Genomic DNA, 16,627 nt, shown 5'->3' with positions numbered 1-16,627 from the left:
AGGTTTATGCCTTCTTCTGGTGTTGAGCCAAAGCAGCTTTAACGAAACCGCTGAACAATGGATGACCGTCGCGTGGCGTCGAGGTGAACTCCGGGTGGAACTGGCAAGCGACGAACCATGGGTGGTCCGGGGCTTCTACCACTTCAACCAGCGCACCATCACCGGAACGACCGGAGATTTTCAGGCCGGCTTCGACGATTTTCGGCAGCAGGTTGTTGTTCACTTCGTAGCGGTGGCGGTGACGCTCAACGATCACGTCCTTGCCATAGCAATCGTGCACCAGGGAACCCGGCTCCAGCAGGCAATCTTGCGCACCGAGGCGCATGGTTCCGCCCAGATCGGACGTTTCGGTACGGGTTTCGACAGCGCCGGTGGCGTCTTCCCACTCGGTGATCAGACCCACGACCGGGTGACCGCTTGCACGATCGAACTCGGTGGAGTTGGCGTCTTTCCAGCCCATGACGTTACGAGCGAACTCGATCACCGCCACTTGCATGCCCAGGCAGATGCCCAGGTAAGGAACCTTGTTTTCGCGAGCGTATTGAACGGCAGTGATTTTGCCTTCCACGCCACGCAGACCGAAGCCGCCTGGGACCAGGATCGCGTCGACACCTTCCAGCAGCGCAGTGCCCTGGTTTTCGATGTCTTCGGAATCGATGTAGCGCAGATTAACCTTGGTGCGGTTGCTGATGCCGGCGTGACTCATCGCTTCGATCAGCGACTTGTAGGCGTCCAGCAATTCCATGTACTTGCCGACCATGGCGATGGTGACTTCATGCTCAGGGTTGAGCTTGGCGTCGACTACCGCTTCCCACTCAGACAGATCGGCGCCGCCGCATTGCAGGCCGAAACGCTCGACGACGAAATCATCGAGGCCCTGGGAGTGCAGGATGCCCGGGATCTTATAGATGGTGTCGGCGTCTTCCAGCGCAATGACCGCACGTTCTTCAACGTTGGTGAATTGCGCGATCTTGCGACGCGAAGAGACATCGATCGGGTGATCGGAGCGGCACACCAGCACGTCTGGCTGCAGGCCGATGGAGCGCAGCTCCTTGACCGAGTGCTGGGTTGGCTTGGTTTTGGTTTCGCCGGCAGTGGCGATGTATGGCACCAGTGTCAGGTGCATCAGCATCGCGCGCTTGGCACCGACTTCGAAACGCAATTGACGAATCGCTTCGAGGAACGGTTGGGATTCGATGTCACCCACGGTGCCACCGATCTCGACCATCGCCACGTCGGCATCGCCGGCGCCCTTGATGATGCGACGCTTGATTTCGTCGGTGATGTGCGGGATCACCTGGATGGTTGCGCCCAGGTAATCACCACGACGCTCTTTGCGCAGCACGTGTTCGTAGACACGGCCCGTGGTGAAGTTGTTGTTCTGGGTCATGGTCGTGCGGATGAACCGCTCGTAGTGGCCCAGGTCCAGGTCGGTCTCGGCGCCGTCGTGGGTGACGAACACTTCACCGTGCTGGAACGGGCTCATGGTGCCCGGGTCGACGTTGATGTACGGGTCCAGCTTCAGCATGGTGACCTTAAGTCCCCGCGCCTCCAGGATGGCCGCCAATGATGCCGATGCAATGCCTTTCCCCAATGAAGAAACAACACCGCCCGTGACGAATATGTAGCGCGTCATGAAAAACCCTAGAAGTCTGCGTTAAAGCGGTCCGAGCCGCCGGGGAAAGCGAAGGAAGGCCGAAGCCCCCGATCACCTGCATTAATTACAGTGCACCTTTCAAAAAAACCGCCGCGTTGGGACAGACCGGAAGATGAAACACCGGTACGTTGCTCGCTACACATTTTTTGGAATCGCCCAGCAAAGACTGCTTGGTAATCGGCAACTCCTGCAATTCAGGCGAATCCACAGAAGTTGTATCAAGAAGGGAGCGTAGTCTACCGGAAAGCCCCTTTCAGCTCAAACCTTGATCTTCGCTCAACGGCTTCCATTGCAAACTCCAGCCACCTGCCGCACCGCCATCCAGTCCAGGAACATTGGCCACCGCCAGCAATTGCCCGTCTTTGAAGAGCAGCGGCAATCTGCCGCGCACGAACAGCGGCACACCGCTTTCGTTGAGCAAACGCTTCAGGTCGCGGTGCCCACGACCTGGCAATTCCATCACTTCTCCCCCTTCACGATAGCGGATCTGCAAAGGGCCATCGGCGATTCGCCCGGTGATCTTGAGCACACCGTTGTCGGGCAACGTCAACGGCAGCGAGGGGTCGGGCCAGGTTCCAGCAGCAGGCGAAGTACGCAACCAGCTACCGGACAACCACCAGACCCGTCCACCCGCCCGATGCAGCTCGCCATCCGCCAGCCGCCAGATTGGTCGGGCATCGACGGTGGCATCGCGCAAATTCTCCCAACCCGACCAATGGTCGCTGTCCGGCAGTCGTGTTAACGACTCAAGCCAATGGCTGAGCGCATTGCGCTGACGCGCGGTGGAAAGATTTTCCAGTGAAGCCAGTTCCAGCGACGGCAATCCCAGCCAATCGAATTCACTGGTGGTGCGTGCCTGGCTCAAGTCGATCTGGGCAAGCTCATCAAGCAACCCCTGCGCTTCACTCAAATGCGCGGCGCTGCGAGCCATGGTCGCCATCGCCTGAGGCCAACGTGCTGATAGCACCGGGAATACCTGATGACGCAGGAAATTACGCGAGAATTGTCGATCCTGGTTGGAAGGATCCTCTATCCAGCTCAGTTGATGCTCCGCCGCATAGGCCTCCAGCTCGGCACGGGTGACATCGAGCAAGGGCCGCAGCAGGTGCCCTCCTCCCAGCGGACGCTGCCGTGGCATCCCCGACAAGCCTCTCACCCCAGCCCCACGTAACAAGCGAAACAGCAAGGTTTCCGCCTGATCGTCACGGTGTTGAGCGGTCAGCAGTACTTCATTGACTTGAGTGACTTCGATGAGCGCGGCATAGCGCGCCTCCCGGGCCGCACGCTCAAGACTGGCGCCGGATTGGACCTGAACACGGATCACCCGCAGCGGCACGCCCAGCCCCTCACAGACCGATTGGCAATGCTCCGGCCACGCGTCTGCCACAGCCTGAAGGCCGTGATGTACATGGATAGCGCTTAACGCGGGCAGGGATTCGGTTTTTGCGAGGTGTGAGAGAAGGTGCAGCAGGACAGTGGAGTCGAGACCACCGGAAAAGGCGATGCGCCAGGTTGTGGCGTTGAGCCATGGGGTGAGATTCAGGAGAAGCCTGACAGACAGATCAATCATGGGCTGACTCCTATCGATCACTTCACACAAAACAAATGTGGGAGCGGGCTTGCTCGCGGAAGCGATTCAACATTCAACACATCCGTTGACTGTTATACCGCTTTCGCGAGCAAGCCCGCTCCCACATTAAAGCTAAAGCCGGGGTCAGATCAGAGACCGTAGCTCATCAGGCGCTCGTAACGACGGTCCAGCAGCGCCTTGTGGTCGAGCTTCTTCAGCATCGCCAGTTGCGAACTCAGTTCGGCACGGATCGAGGCAGCTGCGGCAGCCGGATTACGGTGTGCGCCGCCCAACGGCTCGCCGATCACTTTGTCCACGATACCCAGTCCTTTGAGGCGTTCGGCGGTGATGCCCATGGCTTCAGCGGCGTCCGGCGCTTTCTCGGCGGTTTTCCACAGAATCGAAGCGCAGCCTTCCGGCGAGATCACTGCGTAGGTCGAGTACTGCAGCATGTTCAACTGATCGCAAACGCCGATCGCCAGCGCACCACCGGAACCACCTTCACCGATCACGGTGGCGATGATTGGGGTTTTCAGGCGAGCCATGACGCGCAGGTTCCAGGCGATCGCTTCGCTCTGGTTACGCTCTTCAGCGTCGATGCCAGGGTATGCACCCGGGGTGTCGATGAAGGTCAGGATCGGCATCTTGAAGCGTTCGGCCATTTCCATCAGGCGGCAGGCTTTGCGGTAGCCTTCCGGACGCGGCATGCCGAAGTTGCGGCGAACCTTTTCACGCACTTCACGGCCTTTCTGGTGGCCGATGATCATCACAGGCTGGTCGTCCAGACGGGCGATACCGCCCACGATGGCGGCGTCGTCGGAGAAGTGACGGTCGCCGTGCAACTCATCGAACTCGGTGAAAATGTGTTCAATGTAGTCCAGGGTGTACGGGCGCCGCGGGTGACGCGCCAGACGCGCGATCTGCCAGCTGGTCAGCTTGCCGAAGATGTCCTCGGTCAGCGTGCTGCTTTTGTCCTGCAGGCGGGAGATCTCATCGCCGATATTCAGCGAATTGTCATTACCGACCAAGCGCAATTCTTCGATCTTGGCTTGCAGGTCGGCGATCGGCTGTTCGAAATCAAGAAAATTCGGGTTCATAGGCGTCCGTCATGGGTCGACGTCCAAGAGCGCTTGGGCCGGCCGGTTGTCTATTCGCGCCCTACCTTAAGGGAGAGGCGCGTTCAGGTCGAGATTAAATATTTTGGCTGGGGTCAGGGCGCATTCTTGATGGCAAAAAAAGGCACCTGGCCGTCAACGGTATTGGAGGAAGACGTTGTCTCTCCCGAACTGGTCACGCAGGGCTTGAATCAACGCATCCGCCGGATCGATTCGCCAGCCTTCGCCGAACTGCAGCAAGGCCTTCGCATCGGGGCTGGTGTACTCCATGGTGATCGGGCATGCACCACGGTGACGCTTGAACAAGTCGCCTAACCAGCGTAGCTGATCGCCTTTGAGGTCCTGGGTCTGGACCTTCAGGCGCAGACTCTCGGCCAGGTTGGTGCGCGCATCCTCCATACTCATCACCCGCTTGACCCGCAACCGCAGGCCACCGGAGAAGTCATCGTTGCTGACTTCGCCTTCGACCACCACCATTGCGTCGGTCTGCAATAGTGACTGCGCGGAGTGGAACGCATCGGCAAACAGCGACGCTTCGATCCGGCCCGAGCGATCGTCAAGAGTGATGAAACCCATCTTGTCGCCCTTTTTGTTCTTCATTACCCGCAGGGCGATGATCATGCCGGCAACGGTCTGCGTATCGCGCGCAGGTTTCAGGTCGATGATGCGCTGACGGGCGAAACGACGGATTTCACCTTCGTATTCGTCGATCGGGTGCCCGGTCAGGTACAGGCCCAAGGTGTCCTTCTCGCCTTTGAGTCGTTCCTTGAGGGTCAGCTCCTTGGCCTTGCGGTGATTGGCGTAGACGTCGGCATCTTCTTCAACGAACAGACCACCAAACAGATCCGCATGACCACTGTTATGGGTACGGGCGGTTTGTTCGGCCGCCTTGATTGCCTCTTCCATAGCCGTCAGCAAAACCGCCCGATTGCGGTCGATATTGGACTGATAGGCCTTTGGCTCATCATGGAAATACGGCCCCAGACGATCCAATGCACCGCTGCGGATCAAGCCATCGAGGGTACGTTTGTTGATGCGTTTGAGGTCGACTCGGGCGCAGAAATCGAACAGATCCTTGAACGGTCCGTCCTGACGCGCCTCGGTAATCGCCTCGACCGGCCCTTCACCCACACCCTTGATCGCGCCGAGACCATAAATGATGCGGCCTTCGTCATTCACCGTGAACTTGAACTCAGAGGTATTCACATCCGGCGCGTCGAGACGCAGCTTCATGGTGCGAATTTCTTCGATCAAGGTCACGACCTTGTCGGTGTTGTGCATATCCGCCGACAGTACCGCGGCCATGAACGGCGCCGGATAGTGCGTTTTCAGCCACGCGGTCTGGTACGACACCAGGCCGTAAGCGGCTGAGTGGGACTTGTTGAAGCCGTAACCGGCGAACTTTTCCACCAGGTCGAAAATGTTACCGGCAAGGTCCGCCTCGATATTGTTGGTCTTGCAACCCTCAATGAAGCCGCCGCGCTGCTTGGCCATTTCTTCGGGCTTTTTCTTACCCATGGCTCGACGGAGCATGTCTGCACCGCCGAGTGTGTAACCGGCCATGACCTGGGCAATCTGCATCACCTGTTCCTGATACAGGATGATGCCATAAGTAGGCGCCAACACCGGCTTGAGGCCTTCGTACTGGTAGTCCGAGTGAGGGTACGCGAGTTCGGCTCGGCCGTGCTTACGGTTGATGAAGTCGTCCACCATGCCTGATTGCAGCGGACCGGGACGGAACAGCGCCACCAGTGCGATCAAGTCTTCAAGGCAGTCGGGCTTGAGCTTTTTGATCAGCTCTTTCATGCCGCGGGATTCGAGCTGGAACACCGCCGTGGTTTCGGCTTTCTGTAGCAGCGTGTAGGTCGGTTTGTCGTCCAGCGGGATAAACGCGATGTCGAGCGGCGGCTCATTTACCTTGGCGCGGTCGCGGTTAATCGTTTTCAGCGCCCAGTCGATGACCGTCAGGGTCCGAAGTCCCAGGAAGTCGAACTTCACCAGACCCGCAGCCTCAACGTCATCCTTGTCGAACTGGGTTACCAGGCCATCGCCGGCTTCGTCGCAATAGATCGGCGAGAAGTCGGTGAGCTTGGTCGGCGCGATTACCACACCACCGGCGTGCTTGCCGACGTTACGCACAACGCCTTCGAGTTTGCGGGCCATTTCCCAGATTTCCGCCGCCTCTTCATCGACCTTGATGAAGTCGCGCAGGATCTCTTCCTGTTCGTAAGCCTTTTCCAGGGTCATGCCGACTTCGAACGGAATCATTTTCGACAGACGATCCGCCAGGCCGTAGGACTTGCCCTGCACCCGCGCCACGTCACGGACCACAGCCTTGGCCGCCATGGAACCGAAGGTGATGATCTGACTTACCGCATTGCGGCCGTATTTCTCGGCCACGTAGTCAATCACCCGGTCGCGACCATCCATGCAGAAGTCGACGTCGAAGTCGGGCATGGAGACCCGCTCCGGGTTCAGGAAACGTTCGAACAGCAAGTCGTACTCAAGCGGATCGAGGTCGGTGATCTTCTGCACGTAGGCCACCAGCGACCCGGCACCCGACCCTCGACCAGGGCCCACCGGAACGCCGTTGCTCTTGGCCCACTGGATAAAGTCCATCACGATCAGGAAGTAACCAGGGAAGCCCATCTGGATGATGATATCCAGCTCGAAATTCAGCCGATCGACATAGACCTGACGCTTGGCTTCGTAGTCCTCGGTGGTGTCCTTGGGCAGCAGAACGGCAAGACGCTCTTCCAGGCCCTCGAACGAAACCTTGCGGAAATACTCATCGATGGTCATGCCATCGGGGATCGGGAAGTTGGGCAGAAAGTGCGTGCCCAGCTTCACTTCGATATTGCAGCGCTTGGCAATCTCGACGGTGTTTTCCAGCGCTTCGGGAATATCGCTGAACAGCTCCGCCATTTCCTCGGCGCTTTTGAGGTATTGCTGATCACTGTAGTTCTTCGAACGCCGCGGATCGTCGAGGGCACGGCCCTCGCCGATACAAACACGGGTTTCGTGGGCGGCGAAGTCTTCCTGCTTGATGAAGCGCACATCATTGGTTGCGACCAGCGGCGCACCGATTTTATCGGCCAGGGCCACGGCACCGTGCAATTGCTCTTCATCGTTGGGGCGGTTGGTACGCTGGATTTCCAGATAGAAACGATCCGGAAACACCGCCATCCACTCACGCGCCAGGGTTTCGGCTTCATCTGGGTTGCCGCTTAGCATGGCCTGGCCGATCTCGCCCTCTTTCGCCGCCGACAGCATGATCAAGCCTGTATTGGCTTCAGCCACCCATTCGCGCTCAATGATAATCGAACCATTGCGCTGGCCATCGATGAAGCCGCGGGAGATCAACTCAGTGAGATTGCGATAACCCTCGGCGTTCATCACCAGCAGGCTGATTCGGCTCAGCGCATTGTCCGGATCCTTGTTCGACAGCCACAGGTCAGCGCCGCAGATCGGCTTGATCCCGGCACCCATGGCGTTTTTATAGAATTTGACCAGGGAACACATGTTGTTCTGATCAGTGACCGCTACCGCAGGCATGTTCATGCCGACCAGGGTCTTGACCAGCGGTTTTATCCGCACCAGACCGTCGACCAGGGAATATTCAGTGTGCAGGCGTAGATGAACGAATGAAGCCGGCATAGTGATCCTGTCTGTATACATGAAAACAACAAGGCCCGGATTGTACCGGGCCTTGTTAAAAAAAATCAGCCTCGCGACTAACTCTCGATCAGGCTTTCGCGTGCTTCGTAAGCGAGCCGTACCGGGGCAAACGAACGCCGGTGAATCGGCGTTGGCCCAAGACGGGCGAGCGCTTCCAGATGAACGGGAGTCGGGTAGCCTTTGTGGCCACCAATGCCGTAACCCGGATAGATCAATTCGAAAGCAGACATTTCACGATCACGGCTGACCTTCGCCAGAATCGACGCTGCCGCGATGGCTGGAACCTTGCTGTCGCCCTTAACCACAGCTTCGGCGCGCATCGGCAGTTTTGGGCAGCGGTTCCCATCGATCATCGCGAGTTTCGGCTGGATGTGCAGCCCGGCCACGGCGCGCTGCATGGCCAGCATGGTGGCGTGCAGAATGTTCAGCTCGTCGATCTCTTCGACTTCCGCGCGGGCAATGCACCAGCTCAGGGCTTTTTCGCAGATTTCGTCGTAGAGTTTTTCGCGGCGGGCTTCGGTGAGCTTCTTCGAGTCGTTCAGCCCAAGGATCGGACGGTTCGGATCGAGGATCACTGCTGCGGTCACTACTGCGCCACAGAGCGGGCCACGACCGACTTCGTCGACACCGGCAACCAGATCTTCAATTTCAGCGACCAAGGTGAAATCCAGCCCCATCTGCATGCTTGTTTTACTCATTGTACTTGGTCGATCAGGTTGAGTACCGCATCCGCCGCCTGGTTGGAAGCATCCAGGCGCAGGGTACGGTGGATTTCATCGAAACCGCGGGTTTGCTCCTGACCATCCCCGATCAGTGGCGACAACGTCTGGGCCAGAGCCTCAACCGTTGCGTCATCCTGCAGCAACTCGGGCACCAGCAAGCGCTGGGCCAGCAGATTCGGCAAGGAAACGTAGGGGCTTTTCACCATGCGTTTGAGAATCCAGAACGTCAGCGGTGCCAGGCGATAAGCAACCACCATTGGCCGCTTGTACAACAGGGCTTCCAGCGTTGCGGTTCCGGATGCAATCAACACGGCGTCGCATGCAGCAAGGGCCAGATGGGACTTGCCATCGAGCAAGGTCAGCGGCAGATCGCGACCGGCGAGCATTTCTTCAAGCTGCGCGCGGCGCTCAGGACTGGCGCATGGCATGACAAAGCGAACGCCGGGACGCATGGCCCGCAGGCGCTGTGCGGTATCGAGAAACAGCGCACCGAGACGACCGACTTCGCCGCCACGACTGCCCGGCATCAGCGCAACCAGCGGTCCGTCAGGCAAGCCCAGCTCGGCCCGTGCTGCAGCGCGATCGGCTTCGAGCGGAATCGCATCGGCCAGGGAGTGCCCGACAAACCGCACCGGGACGCCTTTCTCTTCGTAGAATTTCGCTTCGAACGGGAACAGCGTCAGCATCAGGTCGCAGCCTTCGCGAATCTTCAGCACCCGCTTCTGCCGCCAGGCCCAAACTGAGGGGCTGACGTAATGCACAGTCTTGATCCCGGTCTGACGCAACTTGAGTTCGATATTGAGGTTGAAGTCCGGAGCATCGATACCGATGAATACATCCGGTTTTGCGGCGATCAGATCCGCCACCAGCTTCTTTCGGCGTGCCAGTAACTCGCGCAATCGACCGAGCACTTCCACCAGGCCCATGACCGACAGGCGTTCCATTGGGAAGTAGGATGTCAGGCCTTCAGCCTGCATCAGCGGACCACCGACACCGATGAATTCGACCGCCGGATGACGGGCCTTGAGCGCGCGCATGAGACCCGCACCGAGAATGTCGCCGGAAGCCTCACCCGCCACCAGCGCAATACGCAGATTAGCCATGATTAGCGGGTGATGCCGCGGGTCGAAGACTGGATGGAGTCACGAAACACCGCAACTTCCGGGAACTGGATCGACGATTCGGCCAGTTCGGCGAGCGCCTGCTCAACTGTCAGGCCCTGGCGGTAGACCACTTTGTAGGCACGACGCAGGGCGTGGATGGCGTCTTCGCTGAAACCGCGGCGGCGCATACCTTCGAAGTTCATGCTGCGGGCCTCGGCCGGGTTGCCGAATACCGTGACGTACGCAGGAACATCCTTGCCAATGGCGGTCCCCATGCCGGAAAAGCTGTGGGCACCGATGTGGCAATACTGGTGGACCAGGGTAAAACCGGACAGGATGGCCCAGTCTTCCACGTGCACATGCCCGGCCAGCGCCGTGTTGTTGACCAAAATGCAGTGGTTGCCGATTACGCTGTCATGACCAATATGTGCATAGGCCATGATCAGGTTGTGGTCGCCCAGAGTCGTTTCCGAACGGTCCTGAATGGTTCCACGGTGAATCGTCACACCTTCGCGGATGACGTTGTGATCACCCATCACCAGGCGCGTTTCTTCGCCCTTGTATTTCAAATCCGGCGTGTCCTCGCCTACCGAGGAAAACTGGTAGATGCGGTTGTGCTTACCGATTCGGGTCGGGCCTTTGAGAATCACGTGCGGCCCGATTACCGTTCCCTCGCCGATTTCCACACCTGCGCCGATGATCGACCACGGGCCGACCTCGACGCCGTCAGCCAGGACGGCCGTCGGATCGATGATTGCGCGAGGGTCAATCAAACTCATAGTTTGCGTTCCGCGCAGATGATTTCAGCAGAACAGACCGGCTTGCCATCGACCGAAGCCTGGCACTCGAATTTCCAGATCTGACGCTTGCAGCTCAGGAACTTGGCTTCAAGGATCAACTGATCGCCCGGCAACACCGGCTGGCGGAAGCGCAGTTTGTCGGAGCCGACGAAGTAGTAGAGGGTGCCATCGGCTGGTTTCACGTCGAGCATTTTAAAACCAAGGATCCCGGCAGCCTGAGCCATCGCTTCGATGATCAGCACGCCCGGCATGATTGGATGCGCGGGAAAGTGACCATTGAAGAACGGTTCGTTGATGCTGACATTCTTGTAGGCGCGAATGCGCTTGCCTTCCACATCCAGTTCCACGACCCGATCCACCAGCAGGAACGGGTAACGGTGAGGCAGGTATTCGCGAATCTCGTTGATGTCCATCATTTCGGGGGGAAGCCTATGTAAAGATTGGGAGCGCGCGACTGACGCGCACTCCGCTAGCAAATCAAGGACGCAGTCTAGCGGCTGCGCACACTTGATATGGAAATGGTATCAGCCATCTGATGAAGCATTACCGCCAGGGGTCACTTCCCCTGCTTGCTTTTCCAGCTGTCGCAAACGCCGCGCGATGTCATCGAGCTGACGGATACGTGCCGCGCTTTTGCGCCACTCGGCTGCCGGCTGCATCGCCGTGCCGGAAGAATAAGCGCCCGCCTCTGTGATCGAGTGAGTCACCATGGTCATCCCGGTGATGAAAACGTTGTCGCAAATGTCGATATGCCCCACCAGCCCTACGCCACCGGCGAGCATGCAATGCTTGCCGATTTTGGTGCTGCCGGAAATCCCGACGCACGCCGCCATGGCCGTGTGATCACCCACCTGAACGTTGTGCGCGATCTGAATCTGATTATCGAGCTTCACACCATTACCAATGATGGTATCGGCCAGCGCGCCGCGGTCGATAGCGGTATTCACGCCAATTTCCACGTCGTCGCCGACCCGTACGCCACCGATCTGGGCGATTTTCTGCCAGATACCTTTCTCGTTGGCAAATCCGAAGCCTTCGCCACCCAGCACGGCACCGGATTGAATCACCACCCGCTTGCCGATGCGCACGTCGTGATACAGCGTGACGCGCGGTGCGAGCCAGCCACCTTCGCCAATAACGCTACGGGCACCGATGAAGCAGTGCGCACCGATGGTCGTACCGGCATCAACTCGCGCCCCGCTTTCGATGACCACGAAGGCGCCGATACTCGCCGCCGGGTCTACCACTGCGTCTGCCGCAATCACCGCTGTGGGATGAATGCCGGCAGCTGCCTTGGGCTTGGGATCGAACAGGTGAGAAACACGAGCGTAGGCAGCGTACGGATCAGGCACCACCAGTGCATTCCCGGCAAAACCTTCAGCATCAGCGGCTTTGAGCAACAAGGCTGCGGCCTGGCTGTCTGCCAGGTACTTTCGGTATTGGGGATTTGCGAGAAAGCTCAACTGAGCTGGGCCAGCCTCCTGCAAGGTGGCTAGCCCAGTAATTGCTTTCTCCGGGTCACCACGCAGAGTGGCGCCGAGGAACTCGGCCAATTGGCCGAGCTTAATGGTCGCGGTCATGGATTACTTCAGCTGATTCATGCGCTCGATAACCTGGCGCGTGATGTCGTACTGAGGCTTGACATCAATCACTGCACCACGCTCGAAGACCAGGTCAAAAGCACCTTTCTTGATGACTTCTTCCACAGCGCTGTCCAGTTTCGGCTTGAGCTGCTTCAGCATTTCACGGTCAGCAACGGCTTTGGCTTCGTTCAGCTCCTTGGACTGGAACTGGAAGTCACGAGCCTTTTGCTTGAACTCGAGCTCCAGACGCTCACGCTCGCCTTGCTGCATTTTGTCGCCACCGGCCATCAGGCGATCCTGAATACCCTTGGCACTGCTTTCCAGAGACTTGAGCTTGGTCAGTTGAGGACCGAACTTTTTCTCGGCGTCTACGGCGTATTTCTTGGCCGCATCGGATTCCAGCAAGGCCATCTGATAGTTCAAAACGGCAATTTTCATGTCGGCAAATGCCGGGCCTGCTACCAGTACGGAAGCCAGGAGAACCAATTGAGTCAACTTACGCACGATGCACTCCTACAAAATCCATTGTCGTTATCTTGGGTCAGACGCTTAGAACGTCTGGCCGAGGGAGAATTGGAACACTTGAGTCTCGGCATTGCTGTCCGGCTTTTTAACTGGCATCGCTAACGCGAAGCTCAACGGACCAAGGGCAGTAACCCAAGTCACACCGACACCCACCGAACTGGCCATATTACTCAGGCTGATGTCGTTACATTGAGTGTTGGACTTCGAGCCATCGGCGTTAGTGCTCTGCTTGCAAGTCGAATCGAACACATTACCCACGTCCCAGAATACCGAGGTGCGCAAGGAACGCTGATCTTTCACGAACGGCAACGGGAACAGAACTTCTACACCACCCTGAATCAGGACGTTACCACCAAACGGTAATGGATCCTGATCCGGGTCCTGCGCGGTACCCGGGTTAACGCCACGGCTCGGAGTACTGCGAGGACCCAGAGTACTGTCCTTGAAGCCACGAACCGAGTTGAAACCACCAGCATAGTAGTTTTCATAGAAAGGCAAGCCATCAGTGGAACCATAACCATCGCCATAACCTAGCTCGGTATGGAGGCGCATGGTGTAGTTTTCAGACAACGGCTGGAACAACTGACCGCGGTAATCAAGCTTGAAGAACGACAAATCACTGCCTGGAGTCGTGGCCTCCATGGTAAGGCTTTGGGAATGGCCACGGGTCGCCAGCACACCTTTGTTCAACGTGGACTCAGACCAACCGGCCGATGCCTTGAAGTTCAGGTACTGATCACCTTGCTGGTTTACGAAGTCGAAGATTTCGTCGACGGTGTAAAGACCTGTCTTGATCTTGTCTTGTTGCGCAGTCAAACCGAACGTGAGACGCGAAGTCTCGCTGATTGGGTAACCGACGCTGACACCTGCACCCAGACTGTCTACTGCGTAGCTGGCTACGTTGACATCAAGATCTTTGTAGTCGGTGGTACGGTAGAACGCGTTGTAACCCAGGCTCACGCCATCAGCAGTCCAGTAGGGGTCGACATAACCGAAGTTATAGCGGCTCTGGTATTGGCTGCGGGTCAAGCCGATGCTGACCTTGTTACCGGTACCGAGGAAGTTGTTCTGGGTGATCGAACCACCGAGGATCAGACCCGCACTCTGGGCGAAACCGACGCTGGCGGTAATCGAGCCGGAGGCTTGTTCTTCCACGCTGTAGTTGACATCAACCTGGTCGTCAACGCCCGGTACGGCCGGTGTTTCCACGTTGACTTCCTTGAAGAAGCCCAAGCGCTCAAGACGGGTCTTGGATTGATCGATCAGATAGGTCGAAGCCCAACCGCCTTCCATCTGACGCATTTCACGACGCAGCACTTCGTCTTCCGACTTGGTGTTTCCACGGAAGTTGATGCGATTGACGTAGGCACGTTTGCCCGGATCGACAGCGAAGGTGATGTCTACGGTGTGATCTTCATCATGGGGCTGCGGCACACCGTTGACGTTGGCGAAGGTGTAGCCCTCGTTACCCAGACGACGGGTGATCAGTTCGGAAGTAGTGGTCATCAGCTTGCGCGAGAACACCTGGCCTTTCTGCACCAGCAGCAAAGACTTGACCTGGTCCTCAGGAACTTTCAGGTCGCCGCTCAGCTTGACGTCACGAACGGTGTACTTCTGACCCTCGTTGATATTGACGGTGATATAAACGTGTTTCTTGTCCGGAGTGATGGACACTTGGGTCGAAGCGATATCCATGTTGATATAGCCGCGATCCAGGTAGTAGGAACGCAGACGCTCCAGGTCACCGGAGAGTTTTTCACGAGCATACTTGTCGTCGTTCTTGAAGAACGAGAGCCAGTTGGTCGTCTTTAATTCGAACAGGTCGATCAGGTCTTCATCAGGGAAGATCGTGTTTCCCACCACGTTGATGTGCTGGATAGCCGCAACGGTGCCTTCGTTGATGTTGACCTTCAAGCCAACCCGGTTGCGCGGCTGCGGCACCACTTCGGTGTCGACGGTTGCCGAGTAGCGGCCCTGAGCGACGTACTGACGCTGCAGCTCGTTACGCACACCTTCAAGGGTGGCGCGCTGGAAGATCTCACCCTCGGCCAGACCGGATTGCTTGAGACCTTTCATCAGGTCTTCAGTGGAGATCGCCTTGTTACCTTCGATCTCGATACTGGCAACCGATGGACGCTCGACTACAGTGATGACAAGGACGTTGCCATCGCGGCCCAGCTGGATATCTTGAAAGAAACCGGTTTTAAACAACGCTCGAGTGGATTCCACCAGGCGTCGATCATCCGCCTGTTCACCGACGTTCAACGGCAAAGCACCAAAGACGCTACCCGCGGAGACCCGCTGGAGGCCATTGACGCGAATATCAGAGATAGTGAAGGACTCGGCGTGAACTTCGGCGATCATCAATACGGTGAGAACCGCAGTTAGCAGCAGACGTTTCATGAAGTCCTTTCTTATTCCAACTGGCAATAAACAAACTGCCGCAAAATGCGGCAGATTCGCAATTCAGCGACGTTACAGACGACTCAGATCATTGACCAGAGCAAGCAACATCACTCCGACCACCAAACTGATACCGATCTGTATCCCCCAACCTTGCACCCGATCCGACAAGGGACGACCACGCGCCCACTCAATCAGATAAAACAACAAATGCCCCCCATCCAGCACAGGAATGGGCAGCAAATTCAGAACCCCCAAGCTAATACTCAGATAAGCAAGGAAATTCAGGAAATCAGCGATACCCGACTGGGCCGAAGCGCCCGCCACTTTAGCAATGGTTATCGGTCCACTCAAGTTTTTTACCGAGAGCTCGCCGAACAACATTTTCTTCAGTGAATCAAGGGTCAGCACGCTCATGGTCCATGTACGTCGAGCCCCTCGCCGATCGCGGCCAAAGGACCGAACCTGACCTCACGGATCATCTCCGGCGGCCAATCGACCGCCTTCACCCCTGCCCCCAGATAACCACTCGGCGCCTTTTTCTCGCCGCGCGCAGCCAGCGTGACAGGGACGTCGATTTGAGCACCATCACGCTCGACCCGCAGTATGATTTTGGTATCAGGATGCATACGGACGGTATCCACCACTTGCTGCCAGTCATCCAGCAACTTGCCATCAAGTGCGAGTAGGCGGTCACCCATTTTCAGGCCTGCGGTCTGCGCCGGGCCTTTCGGATCAAGTTCGGCCAGGATCGGCGGCAATGCCGGACGCCACGGACGGATGCCCAGCGAGCGAATCGGATCCGGCTCATCGGCGCCCTTCAGCCATTTATCCAGTGCCAGCTCACGGGGCGAATCCACCGTGGAACCCTGCTCCCGGACCAGTACCTGCAGCGAACCACTTTCCCCAAGGCGACGGACCAGCTGCAAATTCACTGCAGCCCAGCCGGAAGTCGGTTCGCCATCGATGGAGATGATTTCCTGACCCGCGCTCAAACCAGCCTTGGCAGCAATGCTACCTGACTCTACGGCACCGATGACCGGGCGCACCTGCTCGCTGCCGAGCATGGCCAACACCCAAAAAAACAGCAGCGCCAATAGAAAGTTGGCAATCGGCCCGGCCGCCACGATAGCAATCCGCTGACGAACCGATTTGCGATTGAAAGCATGATCGAGCTGCTCGACCGGCACTTCACCTTCGCGCTCGTCGAGCATCTTCACGTAACCGCCCAGCGGAATGGCAGCCACCACGAACTCAGTGCCCTGCTTGTCGTGCCAGCGAAGCAGCGGCATGCCAAAGCCTACGGAGAAACGCAGCACCTTGACCCCACAGCGACGCGCGACCCAGAAATGGCCGAACTCGTGGAAGGTAACCAGCACGCCCAAAGCCACTAGGGTGCCGACAATCATATAGAGCGCGCTCATCTACTTTCTCCGCATTCCTATCCAGTGCCGTATGGGTCAACGCATTG

The 16,627-nt window shown here is 57.8% G+C and carries 11 protein-coding genes and 1 pseudogene; all 12 read right to left on the bottom strand.

Going from position 1 to position 16,627, the window contains the following annotated elements:
* Window positions 1-4: 4 nt before the first annotated feature.
* The gene (locus CES87_RS20405; RefSeq protein WP_128607528.1) at window positions 5-1,636 is read right to left on the bottom strand and encodes a CTP synthase; all 1,632 of its coding nucleotides are present in this window, start codon (window positions 1,634-1,636) and stop codon (window positions 5-7) included.
* Between the two features lie 274 nt (window positions 1,637-1,910).
* Entirely contained in the window at window positions 1,911-3,227 is a 1,317-nt protein-coding gene (gene tilS / locus CES87_RS20400) for a tRNA lysidine(34) synthetase TilS (RefSeq protein ID WP_128607527.1), read from the bottom strand.
* 149 nt (window positions 3,228-3,376) lie between these two features.
* A complete protein-coding gene (locus CES87_RS20395) occupies window positions 3,377-4,324 on the bottom strand; it encodes an acetyl-CoA carboxylase carboxyltransferase subunit alpha (RefSeq protein WP_128607526.1) in 948 nt (315 codons plus the stop codon).
* Window positions 4,325-4,477: 153 nt separating this feature from the next.
* Complete coding sequence (dnaE, locus tag CES87_RS20390) at window positions 4,478-7,999, bottom strand: DNA polymerase III subunit alpha (RefSeq protein WP_128607525.1); 3,522 nt, start codon at window positions 7,997-7,999, stop codon at window positions 4,478-4,480.
* 77 nt (window positions 8,000-8,076) lie between these two features.
* On the bottom strand, window positions 8,077-8,703 hold the full coding sequence (gene rnhB / locus CES87_RS20385) for a ribonuclease HII (RefSeq protein ID WP_128607631.1): 627 nt from the start codon (window positions 8,701-8,703) through the stop codon (window positions 8,077-8,079).
* 11 nt (window positions 8,704-8,714) lie between these two features.
* Window positions 8,715-9,845: a lipid-A-disaccharide synthase gene (lpxB, locus tag CES87_RS20380; protein WP_128607524.1), complete on the bottom strand. Its 1,131-nt coding sequence runs from the start codon at window positions 9,843-9,845 to the stop codon at window positions 8,715-8,717.
* Between the two features lie 2 nt (window positions 9,846-9,847).
* The gene (lpxA, locus tag CES87_RS20375) at window positions 9,848-10,624 is read right to left on the bottom strand and encodes an acyl-ACP--UDP-N-acetylglucosamine O-acyltransferase (protein WP_128607523.1); all 777 of its coding nucleotides are present in this window, start codon (window positions 10,622-10,624) and stop codon (window positions 9,848-9,850) included.
* Entirely contained in the window at window positions 10,621-11,061 is a 441-nt protein-coding gene (gene fabZ / locus CES87_RS20370) for a 3-hydroxyacyl-ACP dehydratase FabZ (RefSeq protein ID WP_128607522.1), read from the bottom strand. The genes lpxA and fabZ overlap by 4 nt, the downstream gene beginning before the upstream one ends.
* A gap of 108 nt (window positions 11,062-11,169) precedes the next feature.
* Window positions 11,170-12,225: a UDP-3-O-(3-hydroxymyristoyl)glucosamine N-acyltransferase gene (gene lpxD / locus CES87_RS20365; RefSeq protein WP_128607521.1), complete on the bottom strand. Its 1,056-nt coding sequence runs from the start codon at window positions 12,223-12,225 to the stop codon at window positions 11,170-11,172.
* Between the two features lie 3 nt (window positions 12,226-12,228).
* Complete coding sequence (locus tag CES87_RS20360; protein ID WP_095197086.1) at window positions 12,229-12,732, bottom strand: OmpH family outer membrane protein; 504 nt, start codon at window positions 12,730-12,732, stop codon at window positions 12,229-12,231.
* A gap of 45 nt (window positions 12,733-12,777) precedes the next feature.
* Window positions 12,778-15,156, bottom strand: a complete 2,379-nt coding sequence (bamA, locus tag CES87_RS20355) for an outer membrane protein assembly factor BamA (protein ID WP_128607520.1) — start codon at window positions 15,154-15,156, stop codon at window positions 12,778-12,780.
* Window positions 15,157-15,228: 72 nt separating this feature from the next.
* Window positions 15,229-16,580 (bottom strand): annotated as a pseudogene (gene rseP, locus CES87_RS20350) (sigma E protease regulator RseP).
* Window positions 16,581-16,627: the final 47 nt, after the last annotated feature.

The sequence above is a fragment of the Pseudomonas sp. ERMR1:02 genome, from assembly GCF_002277815.1.
Taxonomy (GTDB): domain Bacteria; phylum Pseudomonadota; class Gammaproteobacteria; order Pseudomonadales; family Pseudomonadaceae; genus Aquipseudomonas.
The sequence above is the reverse complement of the archived record's forward strand: the minus strand, read 5'-3'. Positions and strand labels throughout refer to the sequence as shown.